Raw genomic sequence first — 19,647 nt, forward strand, 5'->3', positions numbered from 1 at the left:
GGGGTGGCTAAATGGGAACAAGAATGAAGCTCCATAGATATAGTCCTATCACAAAAGATTGGGATGAAATATTACACGTTGTTGATCAAGATTTCGTGAAAACATATGGTACATCAAATCCTATTTTACCAGTTGGTCATACTTATGAACCAAATAAAGGGTTATTAAAAGTGTATTATAATGGCCGGCGTTTACTAAGCGGAGTTGATTATATTGAGCTGGATGATTATCACATCCATTTAGGTGTAGGTTCAAAAAATGAAGAGCGTTCTATACAGCTACAAATTGGTGATGAGGTGTACATAGAAGTCTATAAAAACCAATATTGTAGTAGAGGGCAAGCTACTATTAGTGGAACGCAATTTTATGACTTACAAAAGGAAGTATATGATGCTCGGCAATTCAGAGAGAGTGATAAGCCTCATATTTCATTAGATGCACGTTTAGATGAAATACAACGCCAGTTAGAATTGGTGTACGGTGGAAATTCTAGTGTAGATATAGATTATGAATATAACGAAAGAGGTCAAATTATTCGTGAAATTATCACGGGAGATCATACTATTATTCGAGAGTTTACGTATTATGAGAACGAGGCACCTATGGTAAAGGGTGAATTGAAAACAGAGACTGTATATTATACAGATGGTCTTGGAAGTCTATCTCAACAGGTTACAAGGGAATTTTCATATGATCCTGCAACTAGAAGACTATTAAAGACAACAGTACGAGGGGATAGCTAAGTCTATCCCTTTGTTAATTTCCAATGGAAAGTTCTTATAATGACAGTGCATACCTCGATTTATAAGGAGGATAAATTTATGGATTTTATTGCTTACAATAGAGCACATCTCAATAACAGGCGTATACGGAAGCTTGACGATAAAGTGATGGTATTTGTTGTGCCATCTATTGTACAAGTAGGTATTGTTCGTACAGAATTACGTTTCCCTTATAAGGGAGAGTTAATTGATGCATATGTAACGTGCGGCACAATGGGAGAATCAAAAACGTGTATTGACATTGAAAGATGCAGTCAAAGTTCATATGATACAACACCTATTTGGCATAGCATTCTTGCTGATGAACTTGTTATTGATGGAAAGAGCAAATCTAATCGTACGTCCTCTACACCATATTCTTTTAAACCGTCACAACTAGCTGTTAATCGTGATGATCACTTTAGAATCAATATCAAAGAGGTAGGTAAGGGCGTAAAAGATATTACTGTAGAGTTGATAGTTGAATTAGCTCTCGAAGAATAATAAATAATTCATCACAACTTTATAAAGAGATGTAGCGATAATTAAAGTGTAAATAAAAATTAGGAGGTCATTTATATGCCAGCACCACAAGTGAATTGGAGAAAACAAGACAACTCAGGAGCTGTACCGTCTTGGAATATTGGGACCATTGATGCAGGAACACCTTCCTCTGATTTTGGAGTATTAATTTGGAATAACTTTGCGGGAACAACAGATTTATCTACTATGACAAACTGTACTATTACGACAAAAGATAGTGCAGGTGGTAATACGGGTGAGTTAGTAACAAATAAATGGGTTGAGGTGACTGTTGCATCGGCAGCTGAAACTGGTCGTACACCTATTGGAGGTAATTCTACTCATCCAATCCAAGCAGGAGGAAATTCAACGAATACTGATGGTACGTTTTCTCCAAATGCAAATGAAATTTTAGGTGTTAAAAATGATGGTAATAAAACTAGTGCAAAAGGTAACTATGCAGAAGTTATCCTTCGTGCCAATGTTCCAGGTAACGCGACAGCAGGAAACGTAGCATTCTTAACACGTGTTGCATATCAGTACGTATAAAAAATAGTTACTTCAATGCAATGAGGTAGGGGGAAGCAAATTGATTTTACAAAATGATAAATATACACATTCTCCTGTGGCACAGGATTTTATCTGGGTGGCTGAGTATCCTGACGGTACTCATCTCCCAGAATTTGATTTTAATACAAAAGAAGAGAATAGCTTTTATAAGATTGATAGAAATAAGCTTTTCCGATTCGGATTAATTGGTCATGGTAATAAAATTTATTTTGAACGTGATGGTATTTTCAGTATAGCAGATCATCGCATTCAGTTCTTTTATGAGTTTGATGGAAAAACTATACCTTTAAATGGCGATTTTAAGTATGACATTAACGATATTATCACATTTAAAGATGCAGAAGCATCAGGACTTGTGGCTGGTTTTCAGGGAAACGGAATGCTATCGAACCGCATCACTCATTACAGCTTGGGGTATAAAACGAATATTAATGTAGAAGGTATTAACTTTCATTTTAAACCCATTGTAAAACTTCCACTTAACCAACCTGCCATGATTAATTTACGAATGGTAGCTGATCAGAAATTAGATGGAAAAGTGATTATAGTAAATAATGGACGAGTAGCTTTTGAAACTAAAGCGCCTCTTGAACCTAATATAGGTGGTGAATTGAATTGGATCATTCAGTAAAGTTAACAAGAGAACAACTTCTAAATACCCTTTATGGTACATCTTATAACATGGATGGGAGTGTAGTAAAAGATACTGAAACGATTCGAAACTACACAATAGAAGTTATAGATAAGAAAGTTCACTTAAAAACATTTAATATACCAGTTCAAATCTTAGTAGAAAACGAATGGTGTGATATTGAGAGTGTAGTAAGTGATGAAGATTTAAGCCTAATATATTCAACATTTCAAGAAGTTCATCTGGACAGTGAAATAATTTTAGACACAGATGATCCAACAGGTATTTCTGTACGAAGTCGTGAACGAGTTCGTGATTTATCTAATTTAATTTCTGAAGCAGGTATAGATTTGCCGAGGGAATTTACTTGGGTAGACGGGGCATCAGAGACAAGTGGCGTTATTATTTTACCTCAAGATGATTATGATAAAGTATTTATTGCTACTGATCCGGATAAAGATGGGAACCCTTTAATTGTCTTTATTGAACAAAAAACAGAAAAAAATCAAGAAAGACCATACTTTTTAAAAGAAAAAGGTAAGACATATATATATGTTGACCATTTCTCTGGTGGAGGGGGAACACAATCTAGTCCCTATTTAGTTGAGGATGAAAAGGATTTACATAATGTCCGAAGTAACTTAGGTGCTTACTACACGCAAACAAAGGATATTATTATGACTAGTTATCAAACTGGTTCTGGTTTTGCTCCAATTACTAGCTTTAAAGGTTACTATGATGGTGCGGGATATGATATTAAAGATTTATATATTAATCGTACCCAATCTAATGTGGGTTTGTTTGGTGAACAAACCGGGGGGACTATTAAGCGTGTTCGATTAGTTAATGTAAATATTGTGGCCAACGGATCAATGGTAGGTGCTTTAGTAGGAAAGTCTGATGGAGATGTTGAGGATTGTGCCGTAATTTCGGGAACAGTTAAAAATGAGGGGAGCTCTGCTCAATATACAGGTGGCTTAGTTGGTTACCAAAATGCAGGGAGAATTGTAAGAAGCTATAGTCATGCGGATGTGATGTCTTCAGGTAATAACTGTGGTGGTTTTTTAGGAATTGTTAATGGTGGATCTGTATCTCAATGTTTCTCAACAGGTTCTGTTACTGATTTAACAGTTGCTAAAAACGCTTCGTATCATGGGGGGTTTGTAGGTTCAGGAAGTGTATCCTATTGCTACTACAATCTTACAAAACAAGGCGGAGTAGCTAAAGGTGGGGGCACTGCACTTAATGAAGCAGACATGAAAAAAGCTTCTTCATACTCGTTTGATTATCAGAATTATTGGCATATTGGTGATTATAAAGTAAATAGAGGATATCCTGAGAATAGAAAATTTATTAAGTTTAAAAAGGGTAAAGGAATTTCAGAGGACCCGTTCCTCATTTATAATCAATTTGATTTAGAACAAGTCCGTCATTTCGCGGACAAACATTTTCGTATGGAAAATGATATTATACTGAACTATCCTAAGTCGGGTTCTGGTTGGCTACCAATTGGAATGGGGATGAGTAATTATGATAATGGCTGGTGGGCTAATGTTTTTGAAGGTACTTTTGATGGAAATAATAAGGCTATAGGTAACCTTTATATGTATAGGCGTTCAGCAAGTAATGTTGGGCTATTTTATCAATTATCTGGTTCTGCTATTATAAAAAATCTTATTATTATTGATGTTGACATGGAAGTTGGAAATGAATCGGGAATTGTGGTAGGGAAAATGTCCGGTTCTTCTAAATTACTTAATGTAAGTGTAAAGATGTTTAACACATTTAATTATAAAGTCTTTGCTAAAGCAGGAAACGGAAACGGATCAGGAGGAATGGTGGGCACTATGGGTAACGATACCACTATTGAAAACTGTCTTTTCGATGCACCTATGCAGCAACAAAGTGGATATTTTGGAGGAATTGTTGGAACTACAGATAGGACAGCTTTAATTTCAAAATGTACAGTATCAGGTATCTTTGATCAAGTTTCCGGATATATGGGAGGAATTGTTGGTAATATTCCTTATATCTCCTATTACAGTAAATCTAGTCAAAGTATCAAAATACAAGATTGTGTTGTTCACGCTAATATGGCGAATGCATCTAATAATTCGGGTATTATTGGTGGAATTCATTGCAGAAAAGAACAATATTATAATACTAATACATCAGGTCAATCTGGAGTATGGGGAGTAACAATTTCTAGAGTTATTATCACAGGCTATGCTAGAGCGTCAACTTTATCGTTTTGGACATGGGATTCTAACTATGGAGAAAATCCATCTCCTGGATATTTCATCAATGGATGGATTCTTGATAATAGTTTCTTTAATAGAAATAAAACTAATGCAGGCTCTTATAATACACTTGATGCCAAATATACACCAGAAATTCGACATCCTTCCACCTACGGTGCCTATGACTTTGTGAATATTTGGGCATTCGATGAAAAAAATCGAGATGGGGATCCCGTATTAATAAAACACATCCCACCAAAACTTCCGATTTTAGGTTTTAGAAATGAAATAGGCCTGTATTATACGGATGAAGCTGGTAATATTTTACGATATTTAGAATATGGAACTTTGGTAGCGGGTAGTACCTCTGAGGCTTATCCAGTATGGTTGCAGAATAATGCTGATTTTCCTGTTAAAGATATGAAAGTTTGGGTCGATCCACATACAGTTAAACCTGGAATTACAGTCCAATTAAGTTTATCAAATAATCCTTTTGTACCTGTAGATGAAATACCTTTCCCTGGAACTATACCTATTGGAGATGCTAGACAGTTTTATATTAGGTTCTTGTCCGAAGTTACAGTAACAGAGGGTGGTACATTTGATATGAAGGCAAAAGCAAGTCCTGCTTAATGAGCTTTTCATCTCAATACAATGGGATTGGACGTGATTAGAATGGCTTATCCGTTAAAGGGACTGACTTTACATTTACACTCTGCGTTAGCTAACCAAGGTTACTCACAGGGTGTAAATACACCCCCTGTTAATTCTTGGTTTGATTTAGCAAGAAAAGGGCATAACGGAAGTTTGATAAGTTTTAACTTCTCGCAAGATAAGACTTGGACAGGTATGAATATACCTACGGATCCTTATTCGCTTTACTTTAACGGCCTTAACAATCACGTGGTAATCCCTAATCATTTGGAATTACTGCCAATAGACTCAGGTTTTACTTTTGAAACTTGGGTCAAACCAGTTAAGTCAGGTTATGTGGCATCTTATGGTGCGGGAAGTGAACGAGGGTTTTCACTTTATTTTGACTTAGATACTCGTGAAATTCGGGTTCAAATAACAACAGAAACAAAGAAAATGTCTTTTGTTTTTGCTGAAGTTAACGTAAAGGCTTGGCAACATGTAACTTTACTGTATGACGGGGAACGTTTATGGGGTATGATCAATGCAGCTCCGCAGGGATTTAGCTTACCTGTATTGGGAGAATACGTTAATACAACAGCCCCATTAGTATTAGGTAAATCATCAACAGCAAATAATAGTTATTTTGAAGGAAATATAGCAACTTTTAGAATATATCAAAGGGCACTTAGTTGGGATGAGGTAACGAATAGTTACAATGCAGGTTTTCTTATTACCGACAATAAAAGTGAACTATCTTCTAAGGGATTAGTATTATGGCGTGATGAGATAGAAGCTACCTTAAATGTAAGCATAATGTCGCGAGCAATAGCGAAATATGAGACAGCCAAAGTAGATAGTCAAAATTTAAAAGGCTTCATAGATATTATGAAACCTGAAGATATGATAAGTTCTATTATAATTAATCCAAGTATTAGAATAGCCGCTAACTATGAGATTGATAAATTTGGAGAAGAAGATTTAGTTGCTACAATTAGTGTCACACATTTCCAAAAAGATTTAAGATGTACATTGAATATCAATCCTATCAGTTATATGCGTTCTGAATATAATATGGAGGGTTATGGATCTAGCGATTTTAAATCAGAAATTAGAGTATGTACACATAACAATCTATTTTCCAATATATCTATTAACCCTTATGCCAAATTAGTAGGCCATTATGAGATTGATGAACAATATATTTCAAGTTTACTTTCTGAAGTAAATGTATTGACGTATCCTGCACATTTAAAATCAAACATTATAGTGAATATGAAAGAAATTCATTTGTCTGCTAAGTATGAAACGGACAAAGCTTCATATCATGATTTTAAAGGTGCCATTTCTGTAACATATTTTAAAGATTTACCTTCCAATATTGGAGTTAATATAAATGTAGATAGATTAGTAAGGGCTACATACTTTACTGAGCCTTCGTATTATAGTGATCTTTATTCCGAGATTTTTGTAATGGGTACGAATAACTTGGAATCAAGTATACACATCTCTACTAATTCATATATAAGAGCAACCTATGGAGTAGATGGTATTACCATTAGAGATTTCCTTGCAAATCTTACTGTAAGAGCTGTACAGGAACTTCCCTCTACTATTAACGTAACGACCCGTTCATCCATGAGAGCACAGTATGGTATGTCTGGGATTATCATAGATGATTTGGTTTCAAAAATTACTATTACTAGTCTTTCAGAGCTCGATGGTACCTTAACGGTAGCTGTAAAAGGAATAATGTCTGCCAGCTATGAAATTTCGCCAATCTTTATAGCAGATTTACCTATGGATTTAGGGATTAAAGAGTGGAATGAATTATATGGAGACATGTTCATTAATTTGAAAAACAGTATGATGGCTACCTATGAAATAGCGCCTATTTATTTTGAGTGGTTATCATCTAAGTTATCGATTAGAGTAACTGAAAATTTACAATGTAAATTGTTTGTCTCTAAGCCATTCGTATTAAGGGCTAGTTATGGCATGATGGAAAGGCCAAAGTTTAATATGAAACTGTATCCGAATAAGGATGCATTTATTCGTGAATTTTTCCCGAAATTAAACTATGGTTCAGAAACACAGATGTATATAGGTAGGACTGGATCACCGTTTCCTGAGAAATATCGTTCCCTTGTGGGATTTGATATTTCAACAATACCTACAGTAAATACTGAAATAGGTAAAGCTATTTTACGACTGTATTATGATGGGAGAGGACAAGGTTCTCAGTCTGTTCAGGTCATTGAAAGTAATAGTCAATGGAATGAAACAGGTGTAACGTGGGCTAACCAACCTCAAGCTGCAATAGATGGATTTTCTGTAACTAGAGTAATAGGTGGAGCAGCTGGATACGTAGAGTTTGATGTTACGCAGTTAGTTAAGCAGTGGCATATATATGAAAAACCTAACCTTGGTTTCTTAGTGCGGGCAGTAGAAGAGTCCGAAAATTTATCTAGAGGATTTTATACAAAAGAAGCAATCGAGCGAAGACCAGAGTTAGAAGTTACATACTATGACATGCAGATATATTCTGATGATCATGCGTATATTTCAGCAGAAATCACAATTATTCAGAATAAGGTAAAAGATTTAATTGGTAACATTCTTGTTAGAGATAATAAAGGATTTGGTAATCTATCATCTAGTTTATATGTTCATCAACCTAGGGAGTTAGAATCCCGAATTTGGATTAACCATCCACAAATTATAGGTAGTATTGTATCTAGACAAAAAGATTTTAGTGAAATTCTTGCAAAAATAGCTATTAAAACAATAGGTGCATCTGACCTTGATGGTTATATTCGTGCCAATGAAATAGAAAAACGTTCGAGTATTTATGTTCTTTATAGAAATGATTTGAGCACTAATATTACCGCTCGTGTATGGGGGAACCCTATAGTTAATGGTGGGCAAATAGCCTCTACTATGAGTATTACTGAAAATAATAAAGTCTCTAGTGTTTATGTTCTTTATAGGGATGATCTCATTTCTAATTTTGATATAAGAGTATGGTCTAATGATACTGACTTGCAAAATAATCTACTCATGGAATTTGAAATCACACGTAGTTTTGAGTTGCCTGGTAGTTTAGATGTTAAAGAGCGAGTTGAATTAGATAGTACAATTGGAATTAGGGTTGAAGAATGTACGGATCAACATTCTGAAATGTACGTTAAGTATAGAATGGATTTAGAAGGTTATGGTAACATAGGAAATCCTAATTTAAAAACGTACATTAATGTTTGGGAGAAATCTTTATTAAATGGCCATGTAATTGCAAGACAAAATAATGAGAACAATCTTCCTGCGACTATTCATATTCCGCTAGGTGGGTGGGAGGAAATTCCTTCTTCGATTAATCTACGCATGATGTATGATGTTCCAGGTATTGTAACAGTAAACTCAGGTAATTTACAATCGTTTATTACGATTCCTATTAATGCGCAAAAAAATCTGGTTTCCATGTTAAATGCGCGAGTGAGAAGAAGCTCAGATTTAGACAGTATATTTGAAATAAATTCAGGTAACTTCTATTCAGAACTAACTGTAAGAGCTATAGGTCATATAGATTTTAGAGGTTATGTAAGAGTTAAACAAAATACTGAAGATAGGCTTCCGATTAAGGGGTATGTAAGGCCTTGGGTTAACTTGTTCTCTAGTATTACTGCTAGTAAGCCACGGTATAGAGATTTAGCCTCTTCTATTAGAATAAGACAAACTGGTGCAGTGATACTAGAAAACTCTATTGTAGTAAGAGTATGGGGTGACTCTTGGCTTGATGGCGGACAACTAGATGGAACAATAGCTATTCGAATATGGGATAACCAGAATCAAGAATCGAGTATTAGTATTAGACGAAGTGCTGAAATCGGATTAAATGGATTTATTCAAGCTAAACAAGTTAGTGATTTACCTTCCAAGATTGCCGCAAGACAAATTGCCTTAGCAGATTTAGCTTGTGAAATAGCTTGCTATGATCATTTTAATTTGTTCGGGAACGCTACTGTACGAGTATGGGGTGATTCTCAAACAGATGGTGGTTTACTTAATGGTAAAATTACCGTAAGACAGTCTTCGAATAGTAATCTTGTTGGTTTAGTTGAAGTATTTGAACATTACAGTGTAAATTCCACGGTTATTATAAGGCAGAGTGATAAGGAAGATTTAAGTAGTACAATTGCAGTAAGACGATCAGCTGCATATGATAAACTTGGAACAGTAGCTGTTAGACAGTCCGATAAAAGTGACTTACAAGCTTATAATTTCTTTGTAAGACAAAGTGATAAATCACAGATATCGGTAACAGCTTTAATTAAGCGTGTTAGCAATTTAGAGAGTAGTATTGAGGTCGTAACAGCATATCCATATGCCTATATAATGTAAAAGAGAAAAGTAGCCTACCATTTCACTGGGTAGGCTATTTTTTATGATTAAATTCTTATAATTTCTATTGAATAAGATAATAAATTTATAAATATATGAATCATATAAATTCTTATGATTTTGCTGTAAAAATCAATTTTCATTGTCTAAAGAACTTTCAATGGTCTAATTAAAGTAACTTTTCTTAACGTATTGTGTTGTAGATAGTGTTTCTCTAAGAAAAGTGTAATCTTTTTATTTTTGAGTAATGTTAGAGGGAATATATAAATCTTCTACTTAAATTGTTTAATAGCGTAAATATTTCCAATGTAGAAAGTTAGTTTTATGTATAGTGACATGAAATTTTTTGAACTATTCTATGTAAGAAGCTAGATAAGACTCAATGATAGAAAGTGATAACTGCCTTAAGTTATAAGGATAAATGAAATAGGAATACGTTTTATCTCTGACAATACATGGAGATAAAAATTTTGAGCGTATTTCATGTGTAACATCTCTTTACCTTGTAATAATTCACATTAGGTTATGTCTAAGGTAGGAGAATTTCTAAAAGTAGGAGGCTATTATATATGCCTAAACAGGGAAAATACAATCTTGTTGAAATTGGTTTGATCAGTATAGCACTGTGGTGGGCAGTTCTATTGTTATCTCCCATTGCTACATTTAAAAATTCTGTATACAGTACTATGGAGCAAGTTATGCCGGAACAGTTATGGGGCATGCAATGCTTATTTATATCTTTCTTCTTATTATATGGGGTGGCTACAGATAATAAGATTATTAGAAGTATTGGATTGTTAATTTCTATTGGATTTTGGACATTTGTTTCCGTTTCCTTATGGTTAAGTGATAGTGCTACAACAGGTACAAGTTATTTTGTTTGGGCACTTATGGCCGCAGGTCTCTATCTTAAGCTGATGAAAGTAGGTGACGGTTAATGAAAGATAGTTTAATTTCTGCAATTGCTTCTGTATTAGGCATGTTTATTACAGGAGGTTTTGGTTACTTAACTTCTAAGAACAAACCAACTTCTAACACCAGTATCGATACAAGTACAAACCGTCATTCTTTATCTGATGACGAAAGGCAGTTTCGAATTGAACTCAAAGATATGATGTTAACATATCAAAATCAGGTGAAAGAACTAACTCTAGAGGTTGCTAGATTAACAAAAGCGAACCTTCAATTAGAAGTACAAGTAAGACAATTAACGGCTCGTAATGAGAGTCTGGAAACGCAAGTGCATGAATTAACCACTGCGAATAGAGAATTAAAAGAAGAGGTACAAAGGAGACGCAATAGTATTACGGAATAAGGTGACTCATGGGAAATGCATTCAGAATAATTAGTTATTTCAAAGGCAAGGACTACCTCTATCTGTTTTTATATTAAATATATTTATTATTCTAAGTAAATGTTAAACCATAAAATATTCTCCTTATAATAATGCAAATCAAGTGTTGCAATACGAGATTGATGTTCTTCATTTTATTCAGGCATGAGGAGGTCTTGATGTGGGATTTAAGAAAAAATTTGAAATTGAAACGGATTATCTGGATGAAGGATCAACCAAGCGTCCTGGTAATCGCATTTATGTTCAATTTATTGTTGCGCATGATATAGAGCATCCAAACTTAACAGCAAGAGAAAGTGTAGATTATTATCAACGTACACAGAATCAATCAAATACTGCGGTACATTTTCTCGTAGATGATAAACAAATTATTGAATGTATACCTGCGGTGACACATGAACCAGAATATGCCTTTCATGTAATTTATGATGTTAATACTAGTAATGCATTATATGATACATGTGCTAATAATTCTGCCATCGGAGTGGAATTATGTTACGGTGAAAAAATTGATAAGGTAGATTCGTATAAGCGCTATGTTTGGCTACATGCTTATATTTGTTATAAGTTTGGACTAAATCCTCGCCGAGATATTATAGGGCATGATGTACTAGATTCTAAGCTGAGAAGTGATCCCACTAAAGGATTAGAATATGTAGGGAAAAGCTTTAATCAATTCATTATGGATGTAGTAGACGAGTATGAAAGTTGTACAAAGGGCACCAATTTGATATCTAAACAGGTGTCAGTCAAAAATGGAAATTTATATACAATACGTTCAACCGATACGCTTCAGTCTTTAACCACTCAATTTGGTATAAAAGTAGATTGTTTAAAAAAACTAAATCCAGAACTGGACATCCATGCATTGTATGAAGGACAAAGTATTTTAATCGAGACAGGTTCACCACAATTAGGCAAGAATTACATCAACTTAGAACTAGAAGAGTATATGAGAAGTCCTCCTGTTCGACCATATCCAGGAAAGCCTATAAAACAAGGCGATAGGGGACGGAATATAGAGGCGATTCAAAGAACATTAAAAGTGAGTGTTGATGGCATATTTGGTAAGGAAACAGAAGAAAAGGTTAAAGAGTATCAGCGTAATTCTAGTTTCTTATCTATTGATGGTGTAGTTGGTATGCAAACTTGGTATGCACTATTTTAAATTGGAGGAATAGAAAATGAATGACCTTTTACAGTCAATGCTAGAAAATGGAGCATTGTTAGTGATTTTAGCAATTCTAACAGAATCTCTTACAGAGATTCTAAAAAACATGATACCTAATAGAACCATTCAAGATCGTTTCACGTATCTGTTATCTATTTTGGTAGGTATTTCTTTAGCATTTGCTTTTAATTTAAACTTCTTTGACTTGAATGGATATGGAAAATATATATCCATGATATCTGCAGGATTATTGGCAAGTAGAGGAGCAAATTATGCGAATGGATTTTTGAAAAAATTTGATATTTTACGTTAAAAAAGGATGGGATTAAAGTATGGGATATATTGTTGATATTTCAAAATGGAATGATAATATTAATTGGGCTGTGGCGGCAAAAAATTTAGATCTTGCTATTTGTCGTGTGCAATATGGTTCATTGAAACGTGATAAATTGTATAATCAGCATGTGCAAAAATTAGAAGCATATGGCGTCCCGCATGCAGCATATGCTTACGGGTGTTATGTAAGTGTTAATGATGCAATTGTGGAAGCAAAAGATTTTATGGCACGAGTTAGTCCAAATGCTAGATTCTTAGTGTTAGATGTAGAAGATGATACACTCGCAAGTTGTGGACCGAGCAAATTAGCTGCAGCATCTCAAGCATTTATTGATACATGTAAAGCGGCAGGATGGAAAGTTGGTTTATATGTAAGCCATCATATGTATGAAAAATATGGGTTAAGTAATGTAAAAGCTGATTTTTTATGGGTTCCACGCTATGGAAATAAGCCGAAATATAGTTGTGATTTATGGCAATACGCAGACAATACAACAGGTGGGTATGTATCTGGAATTGGGAATTGTGATGTTAACCGTTTGAATGGTGACAAATCTCTTAAATGGTTCTTGGGAGAAGAGGAGAACAAAACGTTTTATCGTATCTACCTTGGTGACTTTAATACGTCTGAGTGGAAGGATGCCACAATGAATAGAGTAAAAGAAATTCTACCTGGTTATGGTTTGTGGGAGGAAAATTTAGGGGATGATAATTATCGAATTATTGTAGGAGATTTTAATACTAAATCATGGGTTGATGAAACATTTAATAAATTAAAATTAGCTCTTCCTAACTATGGTATGTGGATTCAAGAAATTTAATAAATAAGCGGATTCTTTATTAAAAGAATCTGCTTATTTTTATGTATAAATAAAATGATTTTTAAGAAGTTGTATAGTTTGAATCTTCTGTAAATTAATGTTATATACTTTTTTAATTAAGTTTTATTGCGAGCAATCATTGCATTCAGATAGGTTTTGATCTAAGCGGCTTATAGCTTGTTGACGAATATAATATAAAACTCGAGAGCTATACTTGCTTATATTGTAACCACATACATCTAATAAATCTTTGAGTTGTTCTATATTCATTATACAGTTTAATTCGATCATTTCTTCTGCAATTAGTCCTATTTCACTTTCATATTTGGACAATCGTTTTGACTCAAAGTTGTTATCTAACTTATTCTTTATACGGTTTAAAGCACGATTAACTGTCATTGGATAGACATTTAATTTTTTTGCTATCTGTGAGTTATTGTTACCATCCATAATAAGGTTGATTACTTGAGTTTCAAATTCGGATAAATCGGAGTTTTTAAGTAGATTTTCTACATAGATTTTATCCATTACTTTACTTTCATAACCTATTGAGTAATCCTCGGGTTCAAAGCTTTCAAGTGAATTTAAAGAGGTTAATTCTGAAGCGAATCGAAGAACATTTTCAATGCGCTCTACAGTAACATCAAGTAATTTTGCTAATTCTTCAGCTTTTGGAAAATAACCTAGTTCATTTTCAACTTTCTCCATTTGTTTGAGTAGATCTACTGCACTTCGACTTAAGCGTACAAGTCTAGAATCATTATAGAGTAATTGGTTAACTTCCCATATAATTGGCCGATAAATATAAGTAGTAAACTTAATTCCTTTATTAAAATCAAAATCTCTAATTGCTGTAATAACAGCTATATAAGCATGTTGAAGTAACTCTTCTTCATCCACGTTAAATTTGTTTTTCAGGGATTCAATGCTTCCTTTATAGTGAGCAATGATTGAGAAGAGAAATTCTTTATTTTCATATAAAAGTTCAGAGAGTAAATCAGGATCCTCTTGGCAAGCTTTCAATAACACATTGTTATGTAAGTCAGGTAGATTATCTTCTCTAAGGTCAATATATCTTTGGGAAGGCACTTTAATTCACCCCAACTCTATTAACAAAGAAAAAACTTTTGGTTAATTTTAGGATGTAAGATTGTGGTAACGAATCAAAGTATGAGTTTAACTTTAACTTATCCAAATTGAAATATAATAGCTTTATTAATTTGTCTTTTGTCATTTCTAAATCCTCCTGTTTGTTGAATCTGCATACTAACTGTCGTTATGAGAAGTTAATAGGTTGCGACGGAAAAAGTAGAAGGATTTAAAAAAGGGCAGGAGAAAATATAGGTTTATTGAGTGGATAAACGGAAGACACTTGTAAGTATCGAATTGAAGGTTAGCAAAAAACTATTTTCATTTTAGATTTTTAAAATCTTACAACTATTTTTAGGGATATTTCGATAGCTATTATGAAAAAGGAGGAGTAATAATTCTGTTTTATTCAAACAAAATTTCAGTTAAACAAAATTCAAAGCAAAGAAATTCTTTAAAGAGTAACAAAGCTGTTGAAAGTTTGCTTTTCTTAGGAGGTGAAGAAAGTGGCATTGACTCCACATGGTGATAGAATATACTGCGATAAAAAATTGGAGGATGTTATTTCTATTTTAGATGAAAACCTAGAAATTAAGATCGATGGAATTGTATACAATGTCATATTAAAGACAGGTGAATATAAAACTTATCATGAGCAATTTGAAAGTGAACTTCCTGAAATGATTACAACTATTTTTCGAGATAATAACATTCCTTTGTTTTGTAAATTAGGTGGGATATATGATTTTTCTAATAATCGTACTGTATTGGTGTTTGAGCACATGGATACAAAGAAACATCATGATATTAATTTAATTGGCGGCTCAGCATACAATTTGTTAATTGGAAAAGTATTAAATACGGAACCATTTGCAGATGGTACTTATTATAAATTTATGGAGATTCATAGCAATATTTTAGTGGTATATCCTGATATGTCTCAAATAATTTCTACAATATTAACAAGACAGTATGCAAGCTATACTCTTATTGGAACAGCTATTATTAGAAAGAGTATGTTTGACGAAATAAAAAGCTCTATTTATGTTGCAAGTGCATCGCGCTTAGAGGGAAGTATTTCAATTCGTAAATCAGGTACCTCTCATCTTAAAGGAATCATATCAATACCTATAGATGCTTCCCATGATATTGGCTCATTTTTAATTATTAGGAAATAAGTTCGCAACACTTTAGTTAAGTAAAACGACTATAAATATATGACTGTATGAGATAAATCCCATATCAAACTAATTAACCTATTGAAGTTTTAGAGTAAGATCAGGTGTAGATGAAAGATTATAATCCAGGAGGTATTTAAATATGAAAATAAATAAATTTAATGTTTCTGCGGTTTTTTATTTTAAAAGTGGTAATTCAAAGAAAGTTGATTGGCTGGAGGATAAGTTAATAAAAAAGTTAAAGAGTGAGACACAAGAAGTAACTGAAGGTCTTAGCTTAGAGGAAGCAGATGTTTTTTTTCAAAGTAAGTTTAAGGAATGGCAGGAAAATGGTACTACTATTATTCGAAAAAATGCTAAAGGTGAAAATTCTATCATATCCTTTGCAGAAGTTGAATATATGACCATGTTAGTTAGCTTAGCCAAAGATATCTCTCTAGCTACAACTGAGTTGAATGAAGATGTTTCTAAAGCAACAAGAAGTATTCAAGAACATCCTGCATTTAAAAAATAATAATGAACAGGGCAGCATCATTAAAAAATTACTTTATAGATTTGAAAATAAAGAGTTTTTCTTTTGGGAAGTTAAACAATATGACTATACAAAAGGCTAGAATTATTCTAGAAAAAATTAAATAAAAAATTTTGTAAATCCTTATAATGAATGCGATACAAGAGGGAGGAGGATGAAATATGAGGGCAAAAGAAATTTTAACGAAGTTAGGCACTTTAGAGCAAAAGAGAGATGAGGTAAGTTCTGCATTAATTGAGACTTCCTATAGAGAAGCAAAGTTAGTTTTGGAGGACTCTCTAAAGAAGTACCAGAAGAAAGTTGATGCTTTTCTTAATACAGAATTCGAGCCTTTATCATCAACAGCTTTTCTAATGGTTTCCCACAAGAATTTAAATCTCAACACGGGTGATCAAGTTCAGTTGAATGTAGAAGCCTTAACTAGTGATGGGGTTACAAGGAATGTTACTGCTGAACTTCGTCCGGCCATGTTATTTAAAGATATAGATAATTTATATAATAATAAAGGTTTAATTACAACGGTAGACATTAGTAATTATAAATACGAAGAACGAACAGTTGAAATAGTAAAGACTACCAATGGTTTTGGTGTGGGTGATGATAGAGAAACACAAGGATTACAAGTTATAGCAACGAATAAACGAAATGAATATCGAATTGTAAATTTAAATGGTGACTATTTAGGGATTACTTTCCAAACAGATGGTAAAGAAGAAGTTGGTGATAACTGGTTAATTTATGTATATTGGGCGAGTACAGGCACTACTTATTCTGTCAAAGATAAATATATAGCAAAGGTGAGCCCTGAAGGAATTGTAACAGGCCTTAGTGGAGGAACTACAGATATAGTCATTACAAATGGGGTGCATGAAGTATTTTTACCAATTACAGTCGTAGGAAATGAAGCCCCTGAACCACCAGCTATTACTTCTGTGAATAATATGGAAAGTGGAGTAGAAGTTAGATTTGATTATAGTACGTCACCTGATAGTGGGACTTATAACATTTTTGTAAATGGTGTATTAGTTTTAACAGGTGTTGAGCATTCACCTGCTAAATTAGATCATAACATTTTTAATGATAAAGTATCTGTAATTGAAATGACGGCAATTAATTTAGAGGGTAAAGAGTCTGAAAAATCTAATGCATTTCAATATAAACCATTAGATGAATTACCGACTACTTAAGATTTTTTAATGTGAATGTAAAAACATAGTACAGTATTTTTCATAAGGAAGTACGTATTATAGCAAGTTTAATATTTAAATTTGCTATAGAAAAAAATCGCAACTAAATTGATATATATTTCGACTACTATAATACCAGTATGAAATAGGAGAGGTAAACGATATGGAATTATCTAAGAAAATTAGTCGATTAGTACAGTTAATTCAAAGTGGCGAAAATTTGTCCATTAGTATCGACATTAATTCCGGACTTGCTAGAATTTGTGACATGGATTTTTCTATGGAAGAACAAAACAAAATTATTAATGGTCATATTGATAACACATGGCTAGTCCAATGGTTTAATTACTTGCGAAAGGCAATAAAAAAAGAATTAGAACAAGGTGAAAATAATGCCTTGAAACATGTAGATTTGCTTGAGGTACAACATTTGCAAGTAAGAGATAACATTGAGGAAAAAAGTCAATTGAATAAAAAGGCTAAGAATGCTTCTGAATCAGTTTCTAATAATGAGGCAGATATGAGTAGAAATCTTTATATTGCGGAGCTGGAAAAGAGCTATCGTAATATGGAGAATCGGCTTAAAAAAGCAGAAGATTATGTGAAATATTTAGTGAAACAACTAAATGTAAAAAATGTAACGGAGCAAAACTTACAGTATCCATTACATTTTTCTAATAGTAGCAACAAAATAGAAAATGCAATGAAAGTTAAGAATAAAGAGATTCAAAATGTTATTGATGCAATGAAAGATATTGAGGTACCTTATGGATCATTTATAAATCATCAAATTAACGAAGTGATTATAATTAAAATTCATAATGATTCAGGGATTAATTATATTGTATCAGGGGATTATGATTCAGCAATTTTAGTGTAGTTAATAAATGAGATTTAGAGGATATGATTTTAAGGTTGGTGATAATTTAATATGCTATTAAATACATTTACAACGGATCAGTGGAAAAAGCATAGAGAAAACCTCGCTAGTAAGTTAAAGGAGATACATATAGAACATTCCATTAAACGAATGGTAAGATATGATTCCACTTCACTTGGCTTACAAGATTACCATCTTTCTTTGGTATTTGATACTGAAAAAGAACGTCTCTATATTTGCAATAAAGCATCTAAAAGAATGATTGAAAGTACTTCTATAAGACGTTTGCAGGAAATAGAAATGGTGTTAGTAAATTGGTTAAAAGAAATAAAGGAAATTATTAAATAAATTTATATGAGGATTATGTTTAGGTTGAGGAGATATGGATAATAAAAAAGTTAAAATCTATAGATATTATACAGGTGGAATTTATCTCGTTACTGGTAAGGGAAAACAAACAGGAACGGATGAAGAAATGGTAATTTATGAAGATGCTAAAGGAAATACTTGGATTGAACCTCAGAGTACTTTTATGGCGGATATTGAGGTATGCGGAGTAAAAGTTCCTCGCTTTGAGCATTTAGGTAATTTCTATAAAAGTAATTAAGGAGAGGGTTAATTTGTTAGGCAAGCGAAAATATATGGTTTCTGGTCATGATGCAGAAGGAAAATATGTAGAAAAAGAAGTTTGGGCTAGTTCTGCTCGTAATGCATTAAATATTTCTCAAGAGTGGAATGACGGTAATACATTTACGGTAGCTCGTAAGGTTGGATGCGGCTGTGGTGGAAATTAAGTAGACATAAATGTATGCAAATATATAATTATTTTATATTAATATACGGTATAAAGGATTTATTGGCGTTCTTCCTTATAAATACTTTACAGGAGGTAGGAATAAAATGTTTGAAATTAATACAGTTGAAGAATTTAAAGAAAAGATAGTAGAAGGGTTTGTTTTAGTTTATTTTTATACTACTTGGTGTGGCCCCTGTAAAATGATTACACAGGATATTAAGGAATTGTCAAAAGAAATTGACGATATTAAATTTATTCAAGTTAACGCTGATCAATTTTTAGATATCACTAAATTGTGTGAAGTTACTACGATTCCAACGCTTCTGTTTATGAAAGATGGTAAAAATATTGAAAAGAAAGTTGGATTTACTCCTAAGCAAGAAATTAAGGAGTTTATTGAGGCTAGTAAATTAGCAAGCCAAATGGAGGCTGAAGAGGAAGTATTAGAAAAAGATGCTTAAAGTGAGAAGAAACATGAAAAGGTAATACCACAAAGGTGTGTCATTTGACACACCTTTTCCTATAATGGGCTTACTATATTTGGTTAG

At 33.1% G+C, this 19,647-nt stretch carries 20 protein-coding genes; 19 read left to right on the forward strand and 1 reads right to left on the reverse strand.

What is annotated here, in order from left to right:
• Positions 1-11: 11 nt before the first annotated feature.
• The 11 genes from JFU02_RS28260 to JFU02_RS28310 all read left to right on the forward strand — a co-directional run bounded on the left by JFU02_RS28260 (position 12) and on the right by JFU02_RS28310 (position 13,437).
• Entirely contained in the window at positions 12-743 is a 732-nt protein-coding gene (locus JFU02_RS28260; RefSeq protein WP_000537241.1) for a hypothetical protein, read from the forward strand.
• Between the two features lie 78 nt (positions 744-821).
• Positions 822-1,265, forward strand: coding sequence for a hypothetical protein (locus JFU02_RS28265; protein WP_098838313.1), 444 nt, complete (start codon positions 822-824; stop codon positions 1,263-1,265).
• Between the two features lie 75 nt (positions 1,266-1,340).
• A complete protein-coding gene (locus JFU02_RS28270; protein WP_001111327.1) occupies positions 1,341-1,832 on the forward strand; it encodes a hypothetical protein in 492 nt (163 codons plus the stop codon).
• A gap of 40 nt (positions 1,833-1,872) precedes the next feature.
• Positions 1,873-2,484 carry a hypothetical protein gene (locus JFU02_RS28275; RefSeq protein ID WP_098838314.1) on the forward strand — a complete coding sequence of 204 codons (612 nt, stop codon included), beginning with the start codon at positions 1,873-1,875 and terminating at the stop codon, positions 2,482-2,484.
• Positions 2,469-5,357, forward strand: a complete 2,889-nt coding sequence (locus JFU02_RS28280) for a fibroblast growth factor (protein ID WP_000350106.1) — start codon at positions 2,469-2,471, stop codon at positions 5,355-5,357. Before JFU02_RS28275 ends, JFU02_RS28280 begins: the two co-directional genes overlap by 16 nt.
• Before the next feature lie 42 nt (positions 5,358-5,399).
• Positions 5,400-9,755, forward strand: a complete 4,356-nt coding sequence (locus JFU02_RS28285) for a DNRLRE domain-containing protein (protein ID WP_098838315.1) — start codon at positions 5,400-5,402, stop codon at positions 9,753-9,755.
• A gap of 569 nt (positions 9,756-10,324) precedes the next feature.
• Positions 10,325-10,693 carry a hypothetical protein gene (locus JFU02_RS28290; protein WP_001125914.1) on the forward strand — a complete coding sequence of 123 codons (369 nt, stop codon included), beginning with the start codon at positions 10,325-10,327 and terminating at the stop codon, positions 10,691-10,693.
• Positions 10,693-11,070: a hypothetical protein gene (locus tag JFU02_RS28295; protein ID WP_000655296.1), complete on the forward strand. Its 378-nt coding sequence runs from the start codon at positions 10,693-10,695 to the stop codon at positions 11,068-11,070. The genes JFU02_RS28290 and JFU02_RS28295 overlap by 1 nt, the downstream gene beginning before the upstream one ends.
• A 199-nt stretch (positions 11,071-11,269) precedes the next feature.
• On the forward strand, positions 11,270-12,277 hold the full coding sequence (locus tag JFU02_RS28300; protein ID WP_098838316.1) for an N-acetylmuramoyl-L-alanine amidase: 1,008 nt from the start codon (positions 11,270-11,272) through the stop codon (positions 12,275-12,277).
• 16 nt (positions 12,278-12,293) lie between these two features.
• Complete coding sequence (locus JFU02_RS28305) at positions 12,294-12,593, forward strand: hypothetical protein (RefSeq protein ID WP_000998965.1); 300 nt, start codon at positions 12,294-12,296, stop codon at positions 12,591-12,593.
• 19 nt (positions 12,594-12,612) lie between these two features.
• On the forward strand, positions 12,613-13,437 hold the full coding sequence (locus JFU02_RS28310; RefSeq protein ID WP_000540598.1) for a GH25 family lysozyme: 825 nt from the start codon (positions 12,613-12,615) through the stop codon (positions 13,435-13,437).
• Between the two features lie 123 nt (positions 13,438-13,560).
• On the opposite strand, the gene JFU02_RS28315 is transcribed toward JFU02_RS28310, so the two are convergent.
• Positions 13,561-14,526 carry a sigma-70 family RNA polymerase sigma factor gene (locus JFU02_RS28315; protein ID WP_088047532.1) on the reverse strand — a complete coding sequence of 322 codons (966 nt, stop codon included), beginning with the start codon at positions 14,524-14,526 and terminating at the stop codon, positions 13,561-13,563.
• A 506-nt stretch (positions 14,527-15,032) separates the two neighbouring features.
• Here JFU02_RS28315 and JFU02_RS28320 point away from each other — a divergent pair.
• The 8 genes from JFU02_RS28320 to JFU02_RS28355 all read left to right on the forward strand — a co-directional run bounded on the left by JFU02_RS28320 (position 15,033) and on the right by JFU02_RS28355 (position 19,560).
• The gene (locus JFU02_RS28320; protein WP_090976089.1) at positions 15,033-15,704 is read left to right on the forward strand and encodes a hypothetical protein; all 672 of its coding nucleotides are present in this window, start codon (positions 15,033-15,035) and stop codon (positions 15,702-15,704) included.
• A 142-nt stretch (positions 15,705-15,846) separates the two neighbouring features.
• Entirely contained in the window at positions 15,847-16,218 is a 372-nt protein-coding gene (locus JFU02_RS28325; protein WP_090976091.1) for a hypothetical protein, read from the forward strand.
• A 179-nt stretch (positions 16,219-16,397) separates the two neighbouring features.
• Entirely contained in the window at positions 16,398-17,423 is a 1,026-nt protein-coding gene (locus JFU02_RS28330; protein ID WP_098838317.1) for a hypothetical protein, read from the forward strand.
• Positions 17,424-17,586: 163 nt separating this feature from the next.
• Entirely contained in the window at positions 17,587-18,303 is a 717-nt protein-coding gene (locus JFU02_RS28335; protein ID WP_098838318.1) for a hypothetical protein, read from the forward strand.
• A gap of 51 nt (positions 18,304-18,354) precedes the next feature.
• A complete protein-coding gene (locus tag JFU02_RS28340) occupies positions 18,355-18,651 on the forward strand; it encodes a hypothetical protein (RefSeq protein WP_098838319.1) in 297 nt (98 codons plus the stop codon).
• A 34-nt stretch (positions 18,652-18,685) separates the two neighbouring features.
• Positions 18,686-18,910 (forward strand): DUF1653 domain-containing protein, encoded by a 225-nt coding sequence (locus JFU02_RS28345; RefSeq protein WP_098838320.1) that lies wholly within the window; start codon positions 18,686-18,688, stop codon positions 18,908-18,910.
• Between the two features lie 13 nt (positions 18,911-18,923).
• Positions 18,924-19,097 carry a hypothetical protein gene (locus JFU02_RS28350; protein WP_176543426.1) on the forward strand — a complete coding sequence of 58 codons (174 nt, stop codon included), beginning with the start codon at positions 18,924-18,926 and terminating at the stop codon, positions 19,095-19,097.
• 106 nt (positions 19,098-19,203) lie between these two features.
• Positions 19,204-19,560, forward strand: coding sequence for a thioredoxin family protein (locus tag JFU02_RS28355; RefSeq protein WP_098838321.1), 357 nt, complete (start codon positions 19,204-19,206; stop codon positions 19,558-19,560).
• Positions 19,561-19,647 lie beyond the last annotated feature (87 nt).

It is taken from the genome of Bacillus sp. TH13 (genome assembly GCF_016651175.1).
Lineage (GTDB): Bacteria > Bacillota > Bacilli > Bacillales > Bacillaceae_G > Bacillus_A > Bacillus_A thuringiensis_S.

Excerpts from the sequence above, each read along its gene's own strand:
- JFU02_RS28260 (WP_000537241.1), top strand. The coding sequence starts at position 12 with ATGGGAACAAGAATGAAGCTCCATAGATATAGTCCTATCACAAAAGAT.
- JFU02_RS28265 (WP_098838313.1), top strand. The coding sequence starts at position 822 with ATGGATTTTATTGCTTACAATAGAGCACATCTCAATAACAGGCGTATA.
- JFU02_RS28270 (WP_001111327.1), top strand. The coding sequence starts at position 1,341 with ATGCCAGCACCACAAGTGAATTGGAGAAAACAAGACAACTCAGGAGCT.
- JFU02_RS28285 (WP_098838315.1), top strand. The coding sequence starts at position 5,400 with ATGGCTTATCCGTTAAAGGGACTGACTTTACATTTACACTCTGCGTTA.
- JFU02_RS28290 (WP_001125914.1), top strand. The coding sequence starts at position 10,325 with ATGCCTAAACAGGGAAAATACAATCTTGTTGAAATTGGTTTGATCAGT.
- JFU02_RS28295 (WP_000655296.1), top strand. The coding sequence starts at position 10,693 with ATGAAAGATAGTTTAATTTCTGCAATTGCTTCTGTATTAGGCATGTTT.
- JFU02_RS28305 (WP_000998965.1), top strand. The coding sequence starts at position 12,294 with ATGAATGACCTTTTACAGTCAATGCTAGAAAATGGAGCATTGTTAGTG.
- JFU02_RS28310 (WP_000540598.1), top strand. The coding sequence starts at position 12,613 with ATGGGATATATTGTTGATATTTCAAAATGGAATGATAATATTAATTGG.
- JFU02_RS28325 (WP_090976091.1), top strand. The coding sequence starts at position 15,847 with ATGAAAATAAATAAATTTAATGTTTCTGCGGTTTTTTATTTTAAAAGT.
- JFU02_RS28330 (WP_098838317.1), top strand. The coding sequence starts at position 16,398 with ATGAGGGCAAAAGAAATTTTAACGAAGTTAGGCACTTTAGAGCAAAAG.
- JFU02_RS28335 (WP_098838318.1), top strand. The coding sequence starts at position 17,587 with ATGGAATTATCTAAGAAAATTAGTCGATTAGTACAGTTAATTCAAAGT.
- JFU02_RS28340 (WP_098838319.1), top strand. The coding sequence starts at position 18,355 with ATGCTATTAAATACATTTACAACGGATCAGTGGAAAAAGCATAGAGAA.
- JFU02_RS28345 (WP_098838320.1), top strand. The coding sequence starts at position 18,686 with ATGGATAATAAAAAAGTTAAAATCTATAGATATTATACAGGTGGAATT.
- JFU02_RS28355 (WP_098838321.1), top strand. The coding sequence starts at position 19,204 with ATGTTTGAAATTAATACAGTTGAAGAATTTAAAGAAAAGATAGTAGAA.